The 18,209-nt window shown below is 62.5% G+C and carries 21 protein-coding genes and 1 tRNA gene; 12 read left to right on the top strand and 10 right to left on the bottom strand.

Going from position 1 to position 18,209, the window contains the following annotated elements; all coding sequences use genetic code 11:
- Nucleotides 1-228 precede the first annotated feature (228 nt).
- From ABIE35_RS01285 to ABIE35_RS01270, 4 genes are all read left to right on the top strand, one after another.
- Nucleotides 229-1,755 carry an alpha/beta hydrolase gene (locus ABIE35_RS01285; protein WP_354512079.1) on the top strand — a complete coding sequence of 509 codons (1,527 nt, stop codon included), beginning with the start codon at nucleotides 229-231 and terminating at the stop codon, nucleotides 1,753-1,755.
- Complete coding sequence (locus ABIE35_RS01280) at nucleotides 1,742-2,344, top strand: hypothetical protein (RefSeq protein ID WP_354512078.1); 603 nt, start codon at nucleotides 1,742-1,744, stop codon at nucleotides 2,342-2,344. Before ABIE35_RS01285 ends, ABIE35_RS01280 begins: the two co-directional genes overlap by 14 nt.
- A gap of 86 nt (nucleotides 2,345-2,430) precedes the next feature.
- Nucleotides 2,431-2,694, top strand: a complete 264-nt coding sequence (locus ABIE35_RS01275) for a helix-turn-helix domain-containing protein (RefSeq protein WP_354512077.1) — start codon at nucleotides 2,431-2,433, stop codon at nucleotides 2,692-2,694.
- Complete coding sequence (locus ABIE35_RS01270; RefSeq protein ID WP_354512076.1) at nucleotides 2,657-3,004, top strand: tyrosine-type recombinase/integrase; 348 nt, start codon at nucleotides 2,657-2,659, stop codon at nucleotides 3,002-3,004. Before ABIE35_RS01275 ends, ABIE35_RS01270 begins: the two co-directional genes overlap by 38 nt.
- Nucleotides 3,005-3,023: 19 nt before the next feature.
- Here the strand turns inward: ABIE35_RS01270 and ABIE35_RS01265 are convergent, their stop codons facing one another.
- The gene (locus ABIE35_RS01265) at nucleotides 3,024-3,515 is read right to left on the bottom strand and encodes a YajQ family cyclic di-GMP-binding protein (RefSeq protein ID WP_017200185.1); all 492 of its coding nucleotides are present in this window, start codon (nucleotides 3,513-3,515) and stop codon (nucleotides 3,024-3,026) included.
- A 181-nt stretch (nucleotides 3,516-3,696) separates the two neighbouring features.
- On the opposite strand from ABIE35_RS01265, the gene ABIE35_RS01260 reads away from it, so the two are divergent.
- Complete coding sequence (locus ABIE35_RS01260) at nucleotides 3,697-3,963, top strand: hypothetical protein (RefSeq protein WP_089595882.1); 267 nt, start codon at nucleotides 3,697-3,699, stop codon at nucleotides 3,961-3,963.
- 128 nt (nucleotides 3,964-4,091) lie between these two features.
- Nucleotides 4,092-4,173 (top strand) — tRNA-Tyr (locus tag ABIE35_RS01255).
- Nucleotides 4,174-4,434: 261 nt separating this feature from the next.
- On the opposite strand, the gene ABIE35_RS01250 is transcribed toward ABIE35_RS01255, so the two are convergent.
- Together ABIE35_RS01250 and ABIE35_RS01245 are read right to left on the bottom strand one after the other, a co-directional pair.
- Nucleotides 4,435-5,226: a potassium channel family protein gene (locus ABIE35_RS01250; RefSeq protein ID WP_354512075.1), complete on the bottom strand. Its 792-nt coding sequence runs from the start codon at nucleotides 5,224-5,226 to the stop codon at nucleotides 4,435-4,437.
- 84 nt (nucleotides 5,227-5,310) lie between these two features.
- Nucleotides 5,311-5,532: a hypothetical protein gene (locus tag ABIE35_RS01245; RefSeq protein WP_089595880.1), complete on the bottom strand. Its 222-nt coding sequence runs from the start codon at nucleotides 5,530-5,532 to the stop codon at nucleotides 5,311-5,313.
- Between the two features lie 178 nt (nucleotides 5,533-5,710).
- Between ABIE35_RS01245 and ABIE35_RS01240 the strand changes: the two genes are divergently transcribed.
- A complete protein-coding gene (locus tag ABIE35_RS01240) occupies nucleotides 5,711-6,256 on the top strand; it encodes an acyl-CoA thioesterase (RefSeq protein ID WP_354512344.1) in 546 nt (181 codons plus the stop codon).
- On the opposite strand, the gene ABIE35_RS01235 is transcribed toward ABIE35_RS01240, so the two are convergent.
- The 3 genes from ABIE35_RS01235 to ABIE35_RS01225 are packed head-to-tail and all read right to left on the bottom strand — an operon-like array spanning nucleotide 6,253 to nucleotide 8,727.
- Nucleotides 6,253-7,053, bottom strand: coding sequence for an efflux permease Rv1217c-related protein (locus ABIE35_RS01235; protein WP_354512074.1), 801 nt, complete (start codon nucleotides 7,051-7,053; stop codon nucleotides 6,253-6,255). The two genes, ABIE35_RS01240 and ABIE35_RS01235, sit on opposite strands and share 4 nt — an antisense overlap.
- The gene (locus ABIE35_RS01230) at nucleotides 7,046-8,053 is read right to left on the bottom strand and encodes an ABC transporter ATP-binding protein (protein ID WP_354512073.1); all 1,008 of its coding nucleotides are present in this window, start codon (nucleotides 8,051-8,053) and stop codon (nucleotides 7,046-7,048) included. Before ABIE35_RS01230 ends, ABIE35_RS01235 begins: the two co-directional genes overlap by 8 nt.
- Nucleotides 8,050-8,727 carry a TetR/AcrR family transcriptional regulator gene (locus ABIE35_RS01225; RefSeq protein ID WP_354512072.1) on the bottom strand — a complete coding sequence of 226 codons (678 nt, stop codon included), beginning with the start codon at nucleotides 8,725-8,727 and terminating at the stop codon, nucleotides 8,050-8,052. Before ABIE35_RS01225 ends, ABIE35_RS01230 begins: the two co-directional genes overlap by 4 nt.
- A gap of 25 nt (nucleotides 8,728-8,752) precedes the next feature.
- On the opposite strand from ABIE35_RS01225, the gene ABIE35_RS01220 reads away from it, so the two are divergent.
- Both ABIE35_RS01220 and ABIE35_RS01215 read left to right on the top strand, forming a co-directional pair.
- Nucleotides 8,753-10,762, top strand: a complete 2,010-nt coding sequence (locus tag ABIE35_RS01220) for an SGNH/GDSL hydrolase family protein (protein WP_354512071.1) — start codon at nucleotides 8,753-8,755, stop codon at nucleotides 10,760-10,762.
- A 90-nt stretch (nucleotides 10,763-10,852) separates the two neighbouring features.
- The gene (locus ABIE35_RS01215) at nucleotides 10,853-11,230 is read left to right on the top strand and encodes a thioredoxin family protein (RefSeq protein WP_354512070.1); all 378 of its coding nucleotides are present in this window, start codon (nucleotides 10,853-10,855) and stop codon (nucleotides 11,228-11,230) included.
- Nucleotides 11,231-11,336: 106 nt separating this feature from the next.
- On the opposite strand, the gene ABIE35_RS01210 is transcribed toward ABIE35_RS01215, so the two are convergent.
- The gene (locus ABIE35_RS01210; protein WP_011775682.1) at nucleotides 11,337-11,615 is read right to left on the bottom strand and encodes a putative quinol monooxygenase; all 279 of its coding nucleotides are present in this window, start codon (nucleotides 11,613-11,615) and stop codon (nucleotides 11,337-11,339) included.
- Nucleotides 11,616-11,698: 83 nt separating this feature from the next.
- Between ABIE35_RS01210 and ABIE35_RS01205 the strand changes: the two genes are divergently transcribed.
- Complete coding sequence (locus ABIE35_RS01205) at nucleotides 11,699-13,375, top strand: AMP-binding protein (protein ID WP_354512069.1); 1,677 nt, start codon at nucleotides 11,699-11,701, stop codon at nucleotides 13,373-13,375.
- A gap of 11 nt (nucleotides 13,376-13,386) precedes the next feature.
- Here the strand turns inward: ABIE35_RS01205 and ABIE35_RS01200 are convergent, their stop codons facing one another.
- The 3 genes from ABIE35_RS01200 to ABIE35_RS01190 all read right to left on the bottom strand — a co-directional run bounded on the left by ABIE35_RS01200 (nucleotide 13,387) and on the right by ABIE35_RS01190 (nucleotide 16,242).
- Nucleotides 13,387-14,199, bottom strand: coding sequence for an ABC transporter permease (locus ABIE35_RS01200; RefSeq protein ID WP_354512068.1), 813 nt, complete (start codon nucleotides 14,197-14,199; stop codon nucleotides 13,387-13,389).
- Nucleotides 14,199-15,167: an ATP-binding cassette domain-containing protein gene (locus ABIE35_RS01195; RefSeq protein WP_354512067.1), complete on the bottom strand. Its 969-nt coding sequence runs from the start codon at nucleotides 15,165-15,167 to the stop codon at nucleotides 14,199-14,201. Before ABIE35_RS01195 ends, ABIE35_RS01200 begins: the two co-directional genes overlap by 1 nt.
- A gap of 103 nt (nucleotides 15,168-15,270) precedes the next feature.
- Nucleotides 15,271-16,242, bottom strand: coding sequence for a DNA-3-methyladenine glycosylase family protein (locus ABIE35_RS01190; protein ID WP_354512066.1), 972 nt, complete (start codon nucleotides 16,240-16,242; stop codon nucleotides 15,271-15,273).
- A 130-nt stretch (nucleotides 16,243-16,372) separates the two neighbouring features.
- Between ABIE35_RS01190 and ABIE35_RS01185 the strand changes: the two genes are divergently transcribed.
- Complete coding sequence (locus ABIE35_RS01185; RefSeq protein WP_354512065.1) at nucleotides 16,373-16,765, top strand: VOC family protein; 393 nt, start codon at nucleotides 16,373-16,375, stop codon at nucleotides 16,763-16,765.
- A gap of 49 nt (nucleotides 16,766-16,814) precedes the next feature.
- Nucleotides 16,815-18,200: a cystathionine beta-synthase gene (locus ABIE35_RS01180; protein ID WP_354512064.1), complete on the top strand. Its 1,386-nt coding sequence runs from the start codon at nucleotides 16,815-16,817 to the stop codon at nucleotides 18,198-18,200.
- The last annotated feature ends 9 nt before the right edge of the window (nucleotides 18,201-18,209 follow it).

The raw sequence follows: 18,209 nt of genomic DNA, 5'->3' as shown, positions 1-18,209 counted from the left end.
CCATCCGTGGCGCCCGTGGTCTTGGTGTTGTCCGTATTCCCGGGCAGCAAATAACCCTCTGAGACGCCGATCGCGCCTCCAACTATCTCTGCAGTCTTCTCTCCAAGACAACGCAACCGCACCTCAGGGGGAGGATCCTCGAACGGGAAAAGTTCTGCCGTTCCGGACCATCTACGCACGTTCGTGGCCCAAGCCAGAGCGTCTAACACAGGCATGCAGCAGGATCTCATGCAGTTGGGCACCGCGTGGGTGTCCTTCACCTCATCGTGCTCCTGGGTTCTGCTCGGATCGAACTCGTTCCCTGGCGGTTTTGAGCGGCTCTTGAGCGAGAATGAAGCGGATGCTTACTGGATTGAACACATCGCTGATGCATTCGCTGCCGCCGGCGGAGGATCCCTCTCACATGGTGCGCTCGACCTGGCCCGTACTGGTCTCACGCCGTTGAGTGACCAAGATTTGTTACATGCGCTCTCGTCCCTGCCCGCGCAGGAGCTCGCCGCCATGCTGACGGCCTCTCCAGCGCTAAAGTCACAGCTTCAGTTGATAAACCCAACCGAGATCCACTCGTGGTGGACGGGACTGAACCCACCCCCGGGCGCCAAAACCCAGTTTTCGGTACGGCAGGACCTCTTGCTGACAAAGCTCCCTACTGTCTTCGGAAACCTGGAAGGAATGCCCTACAAGGCCCGTGACCACGCCAACCAAACCGCGCTTAAGGCAGCCGTAACCGATGTGAAGGCCCAAATCGCCCAAATGCAGGCTCTCGTCGATGAGACTCCCGTGGCCTACGGTGAGGTGCCTCCCGTGGTGGCCGTGATGAGGAAATCACTCACTGACTTGCAGAAACGACTCGACGTGCTCCACAACATCGGAGACGCCCTGAAAGGTCCACACGGCAGCACCAGCGAGCGGCATCTCATCTCGCTCACTCAGGACAACCCACCCTTGGCATCCGTGTCGATCGGCGATCTCGACACGGCGAGCAGTGTCACCTACGCGGTTCCGGGCATGAATACCACCACCGGTGACATGACGGGGTGGACGAAAGCAGCCCAAAACCTACATAACCTGCTTCCAGAAGGAAGCGCTGTGGTGTCCTGGATTGGGTACGAGACCCCACCCGCGCCCGCACTGGATAACAACTTCAACCTCGGCGTTCTTGACGTGAATCGAGCAGTAGCGGGTGGGCATAAGCTCGCCGGGGCGCTCGGTGGCCTGTCTGCAGTCCGCGGTGAGAGCGCGCCGCAACTCAATATTGTGGCTCACTCGTACGGGAGTACCACTGCCGCGGTGGCCCTGACGCAGCCGGGTATCAAGGTGGATAACTTCGTCACTCTCGGCTCGGCAGGGCTGCCCGATAACGTCCATACCGCCGCTGACCTCAACGCAGGACACGTATACTCCGGTCATGCGCGCGACAAGATACCTGGCGAAACCGAAAGCGGTGACCAGTGGGCCTGGACTGGCCGGGAAAACAGCCGTGACCACCACGTGAACCCGATAAAACCGGAGTTTGGTTCCCACGCCTTCGGCACTGATACCGGCGGCGACGCCGGACGGCCCGTCACCGACCACAACGGTCTCATGTCTGATGGTGGCGAACAGGCCGGATATTTTGACGAGCGAACAGAGTCTCTAAAAAATGTAGCCTGGGCAATCAGGGGAGAAACCGAGAAGATCACCCCGTATGTCCCGCTAGGGCCGACTGATCTGCAGAAGGCCCTACTGGAAGGAATGTCGAATGCCAGCGGTTAAGACGCATATTAGGATCCTCACGGCCGTGACGGCCGTGCTAATGATGGGAATGACAATAACGGCCTGCGCTGAGAAGGAGCCAAACGCGACAATGTCAGACAAAGCGACACCGGAAAAGACAATCAGCGCAAGGGAAGGGCGGGACCGGGCGGTCGAACTCGTCATCAACACCACCAAACAGCTCGACGTGACCGGCTGGTGGCCCCGCAACGGCGTCGCGTGGGCGCAGGAGTGCTCCCTAGGGTCGGGCGAGAAGGGAGCCAGCTATGGTTACGACCGCTGGGCACCCCAAGGAACGAACCATGTTGAAGACGGCAAACGCGTAGCCGAGTATTGGAAATCCCTGGGCATGACCGTTCGCACCGTGAATCCAACGACACACCCGACCGTCTTCGCAGAGGGCGGTCCCGTACTTCGGGCTGAGTTCGATACTGATGCATCTGACAAGTCGTACAGCATAGGTGCTACTGCCCCGTGCTCACTGGGCGACGCAGTTACACTGAATGACGAAGACGAAGCAGAACGTAAACAAGGCAAAGTACTCCCCGGAGACGAAGGCCTAGTCGTTCGAGAAGACCCCACGCAATAACTCCACGAGGCAACCAGACCTGATGTCCGCCATTCAGTCCTTACTGTCGGTCACTAGCCGTTCTCACTGTTGATAGCCTTCTTGGCATGCCTGAAGACGATAAGCCGAGCCCGCGTTTCCTGACGATCGAACAGGATGCCGAGGAACTGGCGACCAGTGAGGTTCAGATTCGCGCCATGCTCAAGACCGGCCAGCTCAAAGGCATCCAAATCGGTGGCCGCAACGTCTGGCGCATCGGACGGCAAGACCTAGAAGAGTTCATCCAGGACGCCTACCGACAAGTCAGCGAACGAATCGCAGCGGGCAACCTCGATGAGGACAGCCTTCTCCTCCAAGGCCGTAGTCGCTGAAGATCGCAGCCCTTTTTCATGCCCGGATCAGTTGGCGCAGGGCCGGACCTTGCCGCTTGAAGGCATAGGCACATTCACGCTTCACGACTTGCGGCACTTCTATGCGTCAGGCCTCATCGCGGATGGCTGCGACGTCGTTACCGTGCAGCGAGCGCTGGGGCACGCACAGCCTTCGATCACCCTGAATACCTACTCGCACTTGTGGCCAACTGCTGAAGACAAAACGAGGACCGCAGGATCAAGGCTGATCGCTGCGGTCCTCGGTGATTCTGCGGACTTTGTGCGGACTGCGGACACCGCTGCCCAGTAGTCACGCGGCCAAATCCGTGTTAGCTGCGGAAGTTCACGAACTGCAGGTCGGCCTCTTCGAACTTCTTCAGGATGTTCATGGTTTCCTGAAGGTCGTCACGGGACTTGGAGGTCACGCGGAGTTCGTCGCCCTGGATCTGGGACTTGACGGACTTGGGGGCTTCATCGCGGATGATCTTGTTGATCTTCTTGGCGATGTCCTGGGCAATGCCTTCCTTGATGGTGCACTCCAGGCGGAATTCCTTGCCGGAGGGGAAGGGCTCGCCCTGGTCCAGGGACTTCAGCGAGATGCCGCGCTTGATCAGCTTGGACTGGAAAACATCCAGGACAGCAAGGACGCGGTCCTCGGAGTTGGCCTTCATGAGGATCTTCTCGCCGCTGAAGTCGATCTCCGCGCCAACGCCCTTGAAGTCGTATCGCTGCGCGATTTCCTTCTGGGACTGGTTCAGTGCGTTGGCGACCTCTTGCTTGTCTACCTTGCTGACGACGTCGAATGTGGATTCGCCTGCCATGACTCTCCTTAGGTTGGGGGCCCTGTGAGGGCGGGTTGGTCTGGCATCCAGCCTAGTACGGAAGGTGCTGCTTGGGGCTGTGGAGCGCATTCACAGTTCGCTCACAGCACATGCAAGGTTGGAACTGAGGCTGCCGGTTGAGAGTTGTACCAGTTGGAAGAACGCATAGTGGAGGATCAGCATGAGCAGCAAGGCCGTCCAGTCCATCAGTAAATCCGCGTCTGCAGCAGCGGGCTCCCTTGGCACGGCTGCAGTTGCCGCAGCCAGTGCTGTTGCGGCCGCGGCTGTTGCGGCTTCGATCGTCCTGAGCCCGGTACCCGATGCCACCGCGCGCATGGACGGAGTGCACGCTGACCTGCTGCGGGCGGTGCAACTCAACCAGATCACCGCCGAGCAGGCCGAGAAGTTCGAAGCGAAACTCGCCGGCCGGATCCTCGGGGAAGTCTGACATACCGCGAAATCCCGGGCGTTTTCCCTCGATTAGATTCTTCGCAGAAAGTTCTGTAAGGTTGTCTCTGCCTTCGGTTACCGGATCTAAAAGAAACGGTCTCCGAAAGTGATCTTCTTTTGAAGTTCGGCAGATTACCCGAGCGGCCAAAGGGGGCTGACTGTAAATCAGCTGGCAACGCCTACGGGGGTTCGAATCCCTCATCTGCCACCCAAAGAAAATCCCCGGAACCACTGGTTCCGGGGATTTTTTGTGTTTCCAGGGAGTTCCCGGCGCCGGATTCCTGCCGGGGAATCGGGCTGTTGTTCGCTCTTGCGCCGAGTGGGATCTGAACGAACGCGGGTCCGGCCGTGCCGCCATCACCCACTTTGACCGAAGCTACCCGGCGACTCGCCGCAATACAGGGCGTGTCATGGCATCTGGGCTTCCAAAGTAGGTGGTGAAGGTACGTGTTCGAGCGGAATGCCGCGCCTAGACCTCGCGCTCCCGCCCAAACTCCGTGGTTTGCCTGACCGCCGCGGCTTCCCGGAGCTCGGCGATCTCCATGCGCAGCGCCGCGATCTCGGTCACCAGGTCAGCCATTTCCGCGCGAACGGGTTCCTCGGCCGCGGCGGCCTTCACTTCCGCTGCCGCTGCAACGCCCTCAGCGTTCTCCTCAATCCGTTGAACCAGCCAGGAAGCGATGGATGCTGTGACAATACCCAGCACCGCGATGCCGCTCATCATGAGGGCCGCGGCCACGATCCTTCCAATGGGGGTCACGGGATACAGGTCTCCGTAGCCAACAGTGGTGATGGTGGTGACGGCCCACCAGGCGGCGTCACCGAAATTGAGGATCTTGGCGCCGGGGTCATTCTGTTCGACATCCAGTACGGCCAGTGCGCCGATGAGGATGAGCATCGCCGCCGCTCCTGCCACGTAGGTGGCAACCCGCCCGCGTAGAGTTTCGCCCACGGTGCGCTGGAGAACGGACAGCAAAGTGACCAACCGCAGCAGCCGCAAGGGCCGGAAGAAGGGGAGCACCACGATCAGGAGTTCGTGCAGGTTCCAGAGGAACCACCGCATCCTGTCTTCGGCAAGCCACAGGTTGACGAAGTAGTCCAGCGCGAAGATGCCCCAGGTAATCCAGAGGACAATCTCGAACGGCACCGCAGCGGCGCCGTTCACCCTGCCGATGACCTGCCACGCATAGGCAGTGAGGAAAATCAGTGCGGTGCCCATGAGGGGCCATTCCACCAGGTCCCGGTATCGCGCTTGTGTCATAGGGGAATACTAGCCACCGCAGGCGCCCCAGCCGGACGGGACTCAAGGACGAGCCCGTACAGGAGGAGCCCGCACCGTGCAGGTTCAGGCGGCGGGCGTCTCCAGCCAGTATCCGTCGAGGTGGTGGATCAACTGCCTGCCGAGGCCGCCCTTGAGCTGGATCCACAGCGTGCTGCGGTCCTCGGTCATGCCGTCGATGGTTCCCTCGATGCGGTTGCCGCGGGCGTCCTGGAGGACAACGTTCTGGTGGCGTGAAAGTTCGGGCCAGACCTGGCCCTGTGGCCTGGTGGTTTGCAGCGTGCTCAAAGGGTCCCCCTTGTATGGTCATTCATCAGATGAGTTTCAGATATTCTGCATGTCTTTGATGAACCAGCGGTAAACGTTAGTGCAAACGTTGGACATAAAGCAGGTCATGGACTACTGGCCTGTCCATCATGCGGTCCACGCCTTTCGCGGGAAGTTACCCATGGGTAACATTGTGGGCATGCATCTGCTTCTTCGCACCCTCATGCTGCTCTTCACTTCCTCCAAGCGCTCGCCGCTGGGTGTCTGGGAGGAGTCCTCCCTCCCCCTGAAAGTGCTGCCGACGGACATCGACATTGCCCTGCACGTCAACAACGGCATGTACTTTTCGCTGATGGACCTCGGCCGCTTCGACCTCATGGTCCGCAGTGGCATTTGGGCCAAGATGCGCAAGAAGGGGTGGAGCCCGGTGGCTGCCGGCGAAACCATCGCTTTCCGCAAATCCTTGCAATTGTGGCAGCGCTACACCATTGAGACCCGCATCATCGGCCTGGATACCAAGGCCATCTATTTTGAACAGCGGATGGTGGTGGACGGTGAAATCTACGCCCGTGCGCACATTGCCACGCGACTGGTAGCCAAGGGCAGACCCGTCACCCAGGAAGAAATCATCGCGGAGTTCGGTGCGCCTCCAGCAGGCCTTGAATTGCCCGAATGGATCCATGAGTGGCGAGAGAACAATGCACTGCCCGGAGCGCGTCGCCCCGCCCCGCACGTCTGGAGCTAGACACCCACATCACGGTGCCGCAGCGCCACGGCACCGAGGGCAATAAGGGCTGCCGAAATTGTGAAGAGCCCGGCGACAGCTCCCCAGTCGGCGCCATTGGTCACAGGGGAGTTGCCATACGCCCAGTGATAGGGCGAAAGATTCAGCAACCACTCGACGTCGGGACTTTGCCTCCCCACAGCGTTGAAAACATACCCGAGGACAGCGACGGCGGCACCCGCGGCAACGGCGTATATCTTCCGGCCGGTCATTGCTCCCGCACAGAGGGCCGCCGTTCCGCTGAGAAGGGCAAGAGCGGCGAACAGCAGCACCGCCCCGGCGAGATGTCCGACGTCGATGCCCAGTTGCGCAGGCCCATTCAATCCCAGCACCATCAGGAAGACGAGGACGGAAAGGAACGCGATCCGAACCAGGATGGCGAGGGCGCGTTCCAGCACCACCTGCACGCGGGTCACACTGTGGGCGAGAGTCAGCTCCAACAGCCCCGATTCTTCGTCTCCTCCCACTGCTGCCGCGCCCCAGCCGATGGAGGCCATGGACATCAGCAGGAAGCCAATCAGGCCGAACATGGTGGCTTGGGTGTAGCCGGGGCCTGATGCGATTTGATCGTAGTTCAGGGCTTTGGTCATCTCGGCGGGAAGCGCATTGATCAGGTCCTGCATCTGCGCGCTGCCGCCGATCGAGGGGTAGAGCGGCAGGTACAGCATGCAGGCCGCCGCCAGGCCCAACGCCCAAGCCAGCGTGGAGCGCCAGGAATCGGTCAGGGCCTTGGTGAAAAGGGGCAGGATCCTAGGCACGGTGCGCTCCTTCCGCACGACGATGAGAGTCAGCCGAACCGGCGTCGCCCGTGTCAGCAGCGGATTCGGTGTCAACGCCACCGGTGTACAAGGTCAGGACGGCCTCTTCGAGGTCCGGTTCTTCCAGGACGAGGTCCGTCAGGTCCAGTCGCGCCAACTCCTGGACCAGGGGCTGGACGTGCCCGGAAAGCGTCGCCGTTGCCACCACTGTCCCGGCAGCGTGGCCGTCGGCCGGGAGCTCGCGCACCACGACGTTGGCGATGCCCGGCACCCGGGCCAGCAGCGCCCCGACGTCGTTCGCTGCGGTACCGGTGCTGTTGAACCGGAGCTGCCGCACGGCCGCCATCCGCAGGGCCTCCACCGTGGACACGGTGACGATTTCGCCGTCGCGGAGGATGGCGACGGCGTCGGCTGCTTGTTGGACTTCACTGAGGACGTGGGAGCTGAGGAACACCGTTGCGCCTGCGGCCACTGCCTCGCGGACCATGGCATGAAAAACCTGCTGGACCAAGGGGTCGAGGCCGCTGGTTGGTTCGTCCAGCACCAGGAGTTCGGGTTGGTGCATGAAGGCCTGCAGCAACCCCAGCTTCTGTTTGTTGCCTTTGGAGAGTTTCCGGGTTTGGCGGTCCAGATCCAGGTTCAGGCGGTCAGCGAGGTCGTTGACGTGGTGAGGGTCTACGGGGCCGCTGATGGCGGCAAAGTGCTCCAGCGTGCGGCGGCCGGTGGTGCGGTTCTCCAAGTGGAGCTCGCCGGGGAGGTAGCCGATCCTGCGTCGGAGGGACGTGCCCGCGCGGCGGGGATTTTGTCCGAGTACCGAGATGGAACCCGCGCTGGGCCGGATGATGTCCAGCAGGCAGCGCATGGTGGTGGTCTTGCCGGCGCCGTTGGGGCCGATGACGCCGAACACCGTCCCGGCTTCCACCGCAAAATCCAGTCCGTGAAGGACCTCGCGGTGACCGAACATCTTGCGCAAACCCTCGACGACGATTGCCTGGGTCACGGGGCATGCTCCCTTCCGTGGTTGATGGAATCTTGCTGCAAAGCGTCGCGGGCCGCCTCAAGGAACCGCGAATCGGTATAGAAACCGTGGGTATATATCTCCAGGGCAGGCAGTGTGAGTTGCCGCAGCAACCCAGGTCCGATTCCGTGGGGCTCCGGAGTGACTTCGCCCAGCGTCCTTGAGAGGTGCCTGCCCAGCATGAGGATGGACAAGCTGTTGGAGGCAATCACGACGGCGGTGGACCGGACGTCGTCGAACTTCCGGATGGTTCCCGCCGCGATTCCGGCGTTGATGATGTCCTCCGTTTGCCTCACTACAGCATCAAAGAAGGCATCGCCGGCCTCGGATTCGTCACCCAGCGATTGGCGGATGTAGGCGATCTCCTGGGCATACTGTCCCGGGTTGTTGAGGTAGTCCTGGATCAGTTGGCGTGTTGATCCTGGGTGGGTCTTCTCGCGGCCCTGGCTGGCTGTTTGGGCGAGGACGTGTTGGTCGCAGGCGGCGCGGAGGCCCTCTTTGCTGCCGAAATGGTGGATGACCAAGCCAGGGCTGACCCCGGCCAGCGAGGCAACTGCCCGGACCGTTGCGCGGGCGAATCCATCGCGGCCGAACAGTCCGATGGCGGCGTCGCGGATGCGGGCCCGGGTGGTGAGATCCTCTGCGCTTGAACGCATGTTTCAAACACTAAACACCTGTTCAATGTCTATCAAGTGGCAGGGTCATAACGATGTGGCACCATTGGCTGGGTCGCCGGTGTTGAGTGTGCCGGCGTCGCAGATACTTGCCTCAGTGATATTGATGGGGCAGCAGGTGGGGGTTGGCGAAGTGGGCTTTGACAAGACGGCCGTGGGGCCGGTGCGGGGTTGGTTGCTGGGCGCGGCAGCCGTGGCGCTGCTGGTTCCCGGCGCGCTGGGTGCGGCACTCCCCGCGCAAGCCGCTCCCGCCCTCAGCGCTCCTGCCCAAGCTCCAGTCCCGGTGACGGTTCCGACGGAGACCTCGACGCCGCCCCTCACTGGCGCGATCGGCACCCTGTACAACACCAGCGCATGGGCACGAAGCGTGCTGCTCCGCCCCACCAGTGCCGAGGAATGTTCCGGCAGCGGGAGCACCAGCGGTTGCGTGCAGCGGTTTGCCGGCGGCGACATCGCTTGGTCCGCGCGCACCGGAGCGCGCGTGGTGGTCAACGGACCAGTCCGTACGTCGTGGTGGGCTGCCGGTGGCCCATCCGGTTTTCACGGCTACCCAAAGACCGACACCACCACTGGGCTGCGCAACGGAGGGTCCAAGCAAACGTATGAACGCGGCGCCATCACGTACTCGCCGGGAACGGGTGCGCAGCGGACCAGCGGATCCATCCATCTGGCCTGGGGCCGTGCCGGCTTTGAAATCGGTTATCTGGGCTACCCGGTCACGGGGGAAAGTACGGGACTGCGCGACGGCGGCGCCTGGCAGGCGTTTGAACGAGGGTTTGTGGTGTGGTCACCGGCCACCGGGGCACATCCGTCCATGGGCGCCATCCGTGAACGATGGCGGAAAGCCGGGATGGAAGAAGGCGAGCTGGGGTACCCCGCCACGGATGAAGCCCTGGGGCTGAAAAATGGCGGCTCATCCCAGCAGTACCAGCGCGGAACAATCATCTGGTCGCCAGCCACCGGTGCCCGGGCATTGACGGGTGCCATCCGGAGCTACTGGTCCTCCACAGGAGGCCAAAACGGCGCCCTCGGATATCCGGTAGGCGAGGAAGTCCGGCAAAACACCTTTGTCTACCAACTCTTCCAGGGCGGCACGGTCTACTGGTCCGCGGCGACTGGGGCGCATTCCACCACCCATGGCGATGTCCACAACCGTTACAACTCGCTGGGTGGAGCGGCCGGACAGCTGGGGCTCCCGCTCACGGACAAGCTTCCGCGTGCCGGTGGACTCGTGCAACAGTTCGTCAACGGCTGGCTGGTGTGGGGGCCGTCCACCGGTGCGCGGATTGTTGGACACCCTACCTATAGGGTGTGGTCCGCCAACCCTGGTGAGTTCGGCTGGCCCGTCCGCGATACCTGGACTGACGGCCGGGGTACCCATGTGGCCTTCCAGAAGCTGGAAACCATCTGGAACGACGTTACGGAGGAGCTCTACTCGGCCGAAGCTGTTGACGCATCCACCGTGGTTTTCCTGGGTGACTCCCAACTGGACCTGGATTCCTGGGGCGAGCAAGGTGCCCGCGGGGCCGGTTACCCGCGCCAGGTAGTCCGCAGCATTGGCGGGCTCGGCTACGTTTCCGGAAGTCCCGCCGTCGGGGGTGGCTCGGCGACTGACGCGCTGGCGCAGGACCGGATCCTCCTGCCGCAGGGCAACCCCGGGCTGGTAGTGGTAACCCTGGGCGGCAACGACGCCAGGATCGGCGCCACGGATGCAGCCATCCTGTCCCAGGCCAACCGGCTGTGGGACGAACTCCGGCGCAAGTATCCCCGCAGCACCATCCTGGTCAATGGCGTGCTGTCACGGTATGACTCCAACCACGTCCAACGCCGGTGGGTGGATGGCCTGGTGACCCGCGAAGCTGCACTTCGCGGTTGGCCGCGGATTTCCATGGCCGGTACGGCGACCATTGCGGGAGCCGCAGGCAACTACCTCGACGACACCCACATGAACCAGACCGGCCACAACAAGGTGGCGCCGCTGTATGCGTCCGCACTGAAGTACGTGTTGGGCAAGTAAGGGAAACCGGGCTTTATTCCCGGTAACGCGTGAAGCGAACAGGGCGCCCCTCCACGGGACTTAGCGGGCAGGGTCGCGTACCGTGGAAGCATGGCTACAGTTGACATCACTGGAGAACAGTTCGCATCGACCATCGAGGACAACGACATTGTCCTGGTGGATTTCTGGGCTGCATGGTGCGGCCCGTGCCGCCAGTTTGCGCCCACATACGGGGCAGCTTCGGACAAGCACGCCGACGTCGTTTTCGCCAAGGTGGACACCGAGGCCGAACAGCAACTGGCCGCCGAAGCGGGTATCACGTCCATCCCCACGCTCATGGCTTTCCGCGAAAAGGTCCTGGTCTTCTCGCAGCCTGGCGCCCTCAACGGCCAGCAGCTTGAGCAGGTCATTGAAGCCGTGAAGGGCCTGGACATGGACGAGGTCCACGCCCACGTTGCCAAAGCGCGTGCCGAGGCTCAGGAAAACTAGGAACGAGCGGCGGATTGAAACACTGAAACCGCCGGAAACGCACCGAGGTCGCCGGAAATGTCCGGCGACCTCGGTGCTTTAAAGCGTTCCCGCAGTATGGCGGCGGTCAGAGCCGTTCGAGCTTGACGGGCTCAGCCAGCAAGGCGCTAAGGGACTCATTCAGGTCCTGTACGGCGATCCCCTTGGAGTGCTTCTCGAGGAGTTCCTCGGACTCCCAGCGCTCCGTAAGGACGAGCTTTTCCTCAGTGGCCTCGGTCAGTTCATAGCGGATGCAGCCGGGCTCGTTCACAACCTCGTCGATGGCGATTTCCAAGGCGAGCTTCACGCGGAAGAACTCGCCCTCGTTGGGGATGAACGTGGCCTGCAGGTCAATAGGTGCACTCATGGATCCAACCCTACCGGCAGGACACGGCCCCGCTGGAGGTGGTTACGGTTCTGTTGCGCCCCGTCCCTTGGTAGCGTTCCGTCATGTTGTCCTACACTGCCGGAGACACTGACGTCCCGCTGCTCGAAGAGACCATCGGCGCTAATTTTGAGCGCATCGCCGCACAATTCCCCTTGCGGGACGCCCTGATTGAAGCGGCCGCGATGCCAGGCGGTGACGCCCGCCGCTGGAGTTACGAAAAACTGAACGACGACGTCAATCGCCTCGCCCGCGCACTGCTCGCTGTGGGTGTGGCCAAGGGTGAAAGGATCGGTATCTGGAGCCCCAACTGCGCCGAGTGGACCATCCTGCAGTACGCAACGGCCAAGGTCGGTGCGGTACTGGTCAACGTAAACCCCGCTTACAGGAGTCACGAACTGGAATTCGTGGTGCAGCAGAACGGCATGCGGATGCTGGTGGCTGCGCCTTCAGACAAAAACAGCGACTATGTGGGCATGGCCAGGAATGCGGCCGGAAACTGTCCGGAACTCCGGGAGATCGTATTCCTCCCGGGAAGCCCCGGGCAGGAGTTGGCCGGGGGCGAACCGGAAGCCAATCACGAACTGACGTATGCCCAACTCCTGACCCGGGCTGACGGCGTCGGGCCTTCCGCTGTACGGGACCGGATGGCCGAACTTGACCCGCACGACGCCATCAACCTGCAGTACACCTCGGGCACCACGGGCTTTCCCAAGGGCGCGACGCTGACGCACCACAACATCCTCAACAACGGACACTCCATTGGCCGGCTCCTTAATTACACCGAACGCGACCGCGTGGTGATTCCGGTGCCGTTCTACCATTGCTTCGGCATGGTGATCGGGAACCTGAATGCCCTCAGTTTCGGTGCGGCTACCATCATCCCCAGCCGCGGATTCAATCCGTCGGCGGCGTTGGAAGCGGTGCAGGACTTCGGCGGGACGTCGCTGTATGGGGTGCCCACCATGTTCATTGCGGAACTGGCCTTGGAGGACTTTGGCTCCTACGATCTTTCGACGCTGCGGACCGGCGTCATGGCCGGCTCGCTGTGCCCCATGGAAGTGATGCGCAGGGTCATCGAAGAGATGCACATGGTGGACGTCGCCATTTGCTATGGCATGACTGAGACCTCGCCCGTGTCCACCATGACCCGTGCCGGGGACACCCTGGAACACCGGACCAGCACGGTGGGACGGACCATGCCGCACCTGGAGAGCCGAATTGTGTCGGCCGGCTCGGCAGAGGTGGTGGAGCGGGGCGTGGTCGGTGAGCTGTGCACCCGGGGCTATGCGGTGATGAGCGGCTATTGGGGTCAGCCGGACCAGACAGCCGAAGCGATCGACGCCGAAGGATGGATGCATACCGGCGACCTCGCCCTCATGGATGAAGACGGGTACGTGGTGATCGAAGGCCGCATTAAGGACATGGTGATCCGCGGTGGCGAGAACATCTACCCGCGTGAAATCGAGGAATTCCTGTACTTGCATCCCTCCATCCAGGACGTGCAGGTGATCGGCGTTCCGGATGACAAGTACGGTGAGGAACTCATGGCTTGCATCATCCTCAAGCCCGGTGCTGCGGCCCTGACCGCCGGGGACGTGGCCGAGTACTGCCGCGGGAAGCTGGCGCACTACAAGATTCCCCGCTATGTGGATGTACGCGACAGCTTCCCCATGACGGTTTCCGGCAAAGTTCGGAAGGTGGACATGCGGCAGGAAGCGGTGTCGCGCCTACACCTATAGGGAACAGGCCGTCAGTTGGTATTCCGGCTGATGGTCCGGATTCCCACGGCAAGTCCGACGCCGGCAGTCACCACAGCGGCCACGAGCCCCCAGAACGTGTCCATGCCAATAGTCCCGGAGAAGAGTTCGCGTTCGGCGTTGACGAGGTAGGTCAGGGGGTTGAACAAGCTGGCCACCTTCATCCACTCCGGCCCCGCCTCAATGGGCAGCATGATCCCGGACAGGATCATGAGCGGGAAGAGCAAGGTTTGCTGGACGCCCCAGAAGATCCATTCCTTGTTCTGAGACACAAGGGCCAAGGCGTAGGACAACGCGCCGAGTCCGATGCCGAAAATGCCCAGGATCACCAACCCCAGCAGCACATGAAGGGGATGGAACACGAAGCCGAACGGAATGCACACCACGGAGATCAGCAAGCCCTGCACCACCAAGGGAGCCCACTCCTTCAGGGCCCTGCCGATCATGAGAGAGGACCGTGACAATGGCGTGGCAAGGATCCGCTCATAGGAGCCGGTCATCAGCTCATACTGCAGGTTGGACCCGGTCATGGAGGTACCGAACAGGGCGATCATCACCACCACGCCCGGCAGGAACCACTGGAGGGTGGACTGGCCGCCGAAAGCCGGGGCGCCCACCGCCGCACCAAGGAGCGGACCGAAGAGACCCAGGAACACCAGCGGTTGGATGAGGGAGAAAATCAGCGAGAACGGATCCCGCAGGGGCAGCAGCATCTCCCGCCAGAACACGAACCAGGTGTCCGTCACGATGCTTCCGGCACCTCGCTCCTGCACGGCGACTCCCGGCGCCACGGCATGTTCAATCATCAGACTTCAGCTCCTTCCCGCAGGCTGCGGCCAGTGAGTTCCAGGAAAACGTCGTCCAGTGTTGGTGGTTTCAATTCCAGCGACTGGGCGGGAGCTCCGGCGTCGTGCATGTCCTTCAACAACCCGGGCGCCAGCCGGGAACCGTGGGCCAGCCGAAGACGGAAGCGGACTACGCCGTCGTACGTATTTTCCTGGATGTCGCCCTCGGCCGCGGCCCGGCCCAACAGGCCGCGGACTTCTGACGCGGAACCGGCCGCAACTTCCACGGCCATCAGGTCCCCGGCCAGGTTCGCCTTGAGCCGGGCAGCGGTGTCGTCCGCGATGATGGTGCCGTGGTCGATCACGATCACGCGCTCGGACATCGAATCGGCTTCGTCCATGTAATGCGTGGTGAGCACTATGGTGGTCCCGTGTTCCTCGCGCATCCGCATGATGTGCTCCCACAGATTGGCGCGGTTTTGTGGGTCCATCCCGGTGGACGGCTCATCAAGGAACAGCAACCCGGGGGAGTGCATCAATCCCAACGCCACGTCCATGCGGCGGCGTTGGCCGCCAGAGAGCTTGATGACTGTTCGTTTGGCGAGATCGGCCAGGTCAAGGGAAGCCATGAGGGTTTCGGCGCGTGCCTTGGCATCGGTGGTGTTCATCCCGTAGAAGCGGCCCTGCATGATGAGTTCGTCGATCACGCGGTAGCTGTGGCCGCCTCCGTTGCCCTGGCCGATGTAGCCGATCCGTGCCCGAACGCCGGCGGGGTCCTTGGCGACGTCTACGCCGGCAACGGTGGCTGAACCGGAGGTGGGCTTCAGCAGGGTGGTGAGCATGCGCAACGTGGTGGATTTGCCAGCCCCGTTGGGGCCAAGGAAAGCGACCAGTTCGCCGGGACCCACGTCAATGTCCACGCCCTTGACGGCCTCTACGGTTTCCTTTTTCACGGTGAACGTCTTGGTGAGTTTTTTCGTGTGGATCACGGTGGCTCCAAGGAGGGCTGGTGATGGCTCGTAGACGTCACGCTATACCCGTGACTTCGGTCAGTCCACGGCTCTGCGGACAGCTCCCGTCCGCAATGAAAAGTCAGTGCCGGCGATGATCCTGAACGGTCATCCGCGGCCCGAAAGTGGGTTTGCGGAAGCCGCTCAAATAGAGCATCCTGACCAGCCTCTGCCTCTGCCCGCACCACGGTTCCAGCAGTTCCAGCATGCCGGCGTCATCCGTCTTCCGACCCGTCAGGGCGTAGCCCACGTACGAGGCCAGATGGTAGTCGCCCACGGAAATCGAGTTGGGGCAGCCATGCGTCCGTTGGACCACCTCGGACGCCGTCCAGATGCCGATCCCAGGGATGGTCTGCATCCTGGCGCTCGCCTGCGCTGAGTCCAGGCCGGCCAGCCGTTCAAGCGCGACGGCGGACTGCAGCGCCCGCATCACGGTCGCCGAGCGCTGTGGTCCAACTCCGGCTTTGTGCCACTCCCACGATGGGACGGCCAGCCATTCCCGGGCAGTGGGAGGAACCAACAGTCCCGCGGGGGCCCTGCCCGGGGCGGACGTTCCGTAGCGATACATCAAGTACCGGTACCCGCGGCGTGCCTCCAAGGTGGTGACCTTTTGTTCCAAAATGGTGGGCACCAGGGAGTCAACCACGCGCCCGGTGGAGGGCAGCCGCAAAGCCAGGTTCCGGCGTCGTGCTTCTGTGACACGCCGCGGAAGCGTGGCATGGAAAGCGGGCTCGTCGAAGGCCGACCAATCGTCATGGGCCCCCAGCAAGCGTGGCACTCCGGCGATGGCGTCTTGGGCCCCGGGTCCCCACGCCTGGGCGTCCACAAACGAATCGGGGCCCACACCGCCTGCGGAAAGCCTCACCGTGACCGGACCCGAAGCTGCGGTGAAGGCCATCCAGAAACCGTTGGCGTGCGTGGCGAACGACGGATCGGCGTTGCCGCGCATCAGCGGAAACATGGTCTGGTCCAAGCGGAAGGCACCGCCCGGATGCCACCTCACGGCTGCGTCTGCCGCGGCCGCAACAACGGGCGGAGCGTCTGCGATGGTCATGTTTTCATGGTCCCACGTCCGGCTGACAATCATCTGGCTGAACCCCTTACGACGGCGGCCGCCCGGGTCTAGACTCCCTGATGTGGCGTGGGTGGGCCGCGCCATATCCCAGGTACAAGGAGCGCGAATCGTGGCCGCAATAGTGCATTTCGAGATTCCTACGGATGACAAAGACCGTGCCAACACCTTCTATGAAAGCGCCTTCGGCTGGAACCTCAGCCCTATGCAAGGGATGGACTACACCATTGCCATCACGGCACCCTCCGACGAACAGACCGGCACGCCGAAGGAGCCCGGAGCGATCAACGGGGCACTGTTCCCGCGGACGGACGCGCTGAAGACACCTGTGCTCACCATCGACGTGGACAACATTGACGCAGCGCTGGCTCAGGTGGAGGCTGCTGGTGGCAGCGTGGTCCAGGCCAAGGACGCCGTTCCCACCATGGGCTGGTATGCCTACTTCAAGGACACTGAGGGCAACGTCATGGGTGTGTGGCAGACCGACACCTCCGCCGGCACGTAGCCAGGGGCCGAAGCAAGCCCGGCACCTGGCAGGCGGTAACTTTGTACCTATGAAGTACGCCCAGTCCGTGTTGGACCTCATCGGCAATACGCCGCTCATCAAGCTCAACCACGTCACGGAGGGCATCAAAGCCACCGTCCTGGTGAAGCTCGAATACGTCAACCCCGGCGGATCCATCAAAGACCGGATCGCCGTGAAGATGATCGAGGATGCGGAAAAGGACGGCCGGCTCCAGCCGGGCGGAACCATCGTTGAGCCGACGTCCGGCAACACCGGAGTCGGATTGGCGCTGGTAGCCCAGCAAAAGGGCTACAAGTGCATTTTCGTCGTGCCGGACAAGGTGGGCGAGGACAAGCGCGCCGTCCTGCAGGCGTACGGCGCCGAAGTAGTTGTCACGCCAACGTCCGTGGCTCCTGACAGCCCGCAAAGCTACTACGGCGTTTCCGACCGCCTCGTCAGCGAGATTCCTGGCGCCTTCAAGCCGGACCAGTTCTCAAACCCCGCCGCACCAGGCAGCCACTACGAGTCCACTGGCCCGGAAATCTGGCAAGACACCGACGGCCGGGTCACGCACGTGGTCATCGGTGCCGGAACAGGCGGCACCATCACCGGCACAGGCCGCTTCCTCAAGGAAGTCTCCGCGGACCGTGCAGAGTCCGACGGCGGCCAGGTCAAGATCATCGGGGCGGACCCCGAAGGTTCGGTGTACTCAGGCGGCACCGGCCGGCCCTACTTCGTGGAGGGCGTAGGCGAGGACATGTGGCCCGGCAACTACGACCCCTCCGTTCCGGATGCCGTCCTTGCCGTCTCCGATGCCGACTCTTTCGCCATGACCCGCCGCCTCGCCCGCGAAGAGGGCCTCTTGGTGGGCGGCTCGTCCGGTATGGCCGTGGTGGCTGCACTGCAGGCTGCCAAGGACCTGGACGAGTCAGCCGTCGTGGTGGTGATCCTCCCGGATTCCGGCCGCGGCTACCTGGCCAAGATCTTCAACGACCAGTGGATGCGCTCTTATGGCTTCCTCTCCGGAGGTGAAGAGTCCTCCGTGGGGGAGGTCCTCAAGTCCAAGACGGGCGAGATGCCGGATCTGGTCCATATCCACCCCAACGAGACCGTCCGCGATGTCATCAACATCATGAACGAATTCGGCGTCTCCCACATCCCGGTCCTCTCACAGGAACCACCCGTAGTGATGGGCGAAGTCCTGGGAGCCGTGGACGAGCGAAGCCTCACCAGCAAATTGTTCCGTGGCGAAGCGAAGCTGTCGGACAAGGTCTCCGAACACATGGGGGAGCGCCTGCCCGTTGTCGGCTCACTGGAAACCATTTCAGCCGCGCGCGAGCTGTTGTCCGACGTCGATACCGTCATGGTGACCTTCGCGGGCGCCCCGGTAGGTATCCTGACGCGCCACGACCTTCTGGCGTACCTGAGCAACTAGGCGCCAGCG

This window comes from Paenarthrobacter sp. 4246, assembly GCF_040546855.1.
GTDB lineage: Bacteria > Actinomycetota > Actinomycetes > Actinomycetales > Micrococcaceae > Arthrobacter.
This window is presented reverse-complemented; position numbering and strand designations above follow the sequence as displayed.

Bases quoted from the DNA above. Each gene is read 5' to 3' on its own strand.
- ABIE35_RS01180 (WP_354512064.1), top strand. From the start codon at position 16,815: ATGAAGTACGCCCAGTCCGTGTTGGACCTCATCGGCAATACGCCGCTC.
- ABIE35_RS01200 (WP_354512068.1), bottom strand. From the start codon at position 14,199: ATGATTGAACATGCCGTGGCGCCGGGAGTCGCCGTGCAGGAGCGAGGT.
- ABIE35_RS01225 (WP_354512072.1), bottom strand. From the start codon at position 8,727: ATGCGTTCAAGCGCAGAGGATCTCACCACCCGGGCCCGCATCCGCGAC.
- ABIE35_RS01285 (WP_354512079.1), top strand. From the start codon at position 229: ATGCAGTTGGGCACCGCGTGGGTGTCCTTCACCTCATCGTGCTCCTGG.
- ABIE35_RS01240 (WP_354512344.1), top strand. From the start codon at position 5,711: ATGCATCTGCTTCTTCGCACCCTCATGCTGCTCTTCACTTCCTCCAAG.
- ABIE35_RS01260 (WP_089595882.1), top strand. From the start codon at position 3,697: ATGAGCAGCAAGGCCGTCCAGTCCATCAGTAAATCCGCGTCTGCAGCA.
- ABIE35_RS01215 (WP_354512070.1), top strand. From the start codon at position 10,853: ATGGCTACAGTTGACATCACTGGAGAACAGTTCGCATCGACCATCGAG.
- ABIE35_RS01250 (WP_354512075.1), bottom strand. From the start codon at position 5,226: ATGACACAAGCGCGATACCGGGACCTGGTGGAATGGCCCCTCATGGGC.
- ABIE35_RS01275 (WP_354512077.1), top strand. From the start codon at position 2,431: ATGCCTGAAGACGATAAGCCGAGCCCGCGTTTCCTGACGATCGAACAG.
- ABIE35_RS01265 (WP_017200185.1), bottom strand. From the start codon at position 3,515: ATGGCAGGCGAATCCACATTCGACGTCGTCAGCAAGGTAGACAAGCAA.
- ABIE35_RS01280 (WP_354512078.1), top strand. From the start codon at position 1,742: ATGCCAGCGGTTAAGACGCATATTAGGATCCTCACGGCCGTGACGGCC.
- ABIE35_RS01190 (WP_354512066.1), bottom strand. From the start codon at position 16,242: ATGACCATCGCAGACGCTCCGCCCGTTGTTGCGGCCGCGGCAGACGCA.
- ABIE35_RS01205 (WP_354512069.1), top strand. From the start codon at position 11,699: ATGTTGTCCTACACTGCCGGAGACACTGACGTCCCGCTGCTCGAAGAG.
- ABIE35_RS01220 (WP_354512071.1), top strand. From the start codon at position 8,753: ATGTCTATCAAGTGGCAGGGTCATAACGATGTGGCACCATTGGCTGGG.
- ABIE35_RS01210 (WP_011775682.1), bottom strand. From the start codon at position 11,615: ATGAGTGCACCTATTGACCTGCAGGCCACGTTCATCCCCAACGAGGGC.
- ABIE35_RS01270 (WP_354512076.1), top strand. From the start codon at position 2,657: ATGAGGACAGCCTTCTCCTCCAAGGCCGTAGTCGCTGAAGATCGCAGC.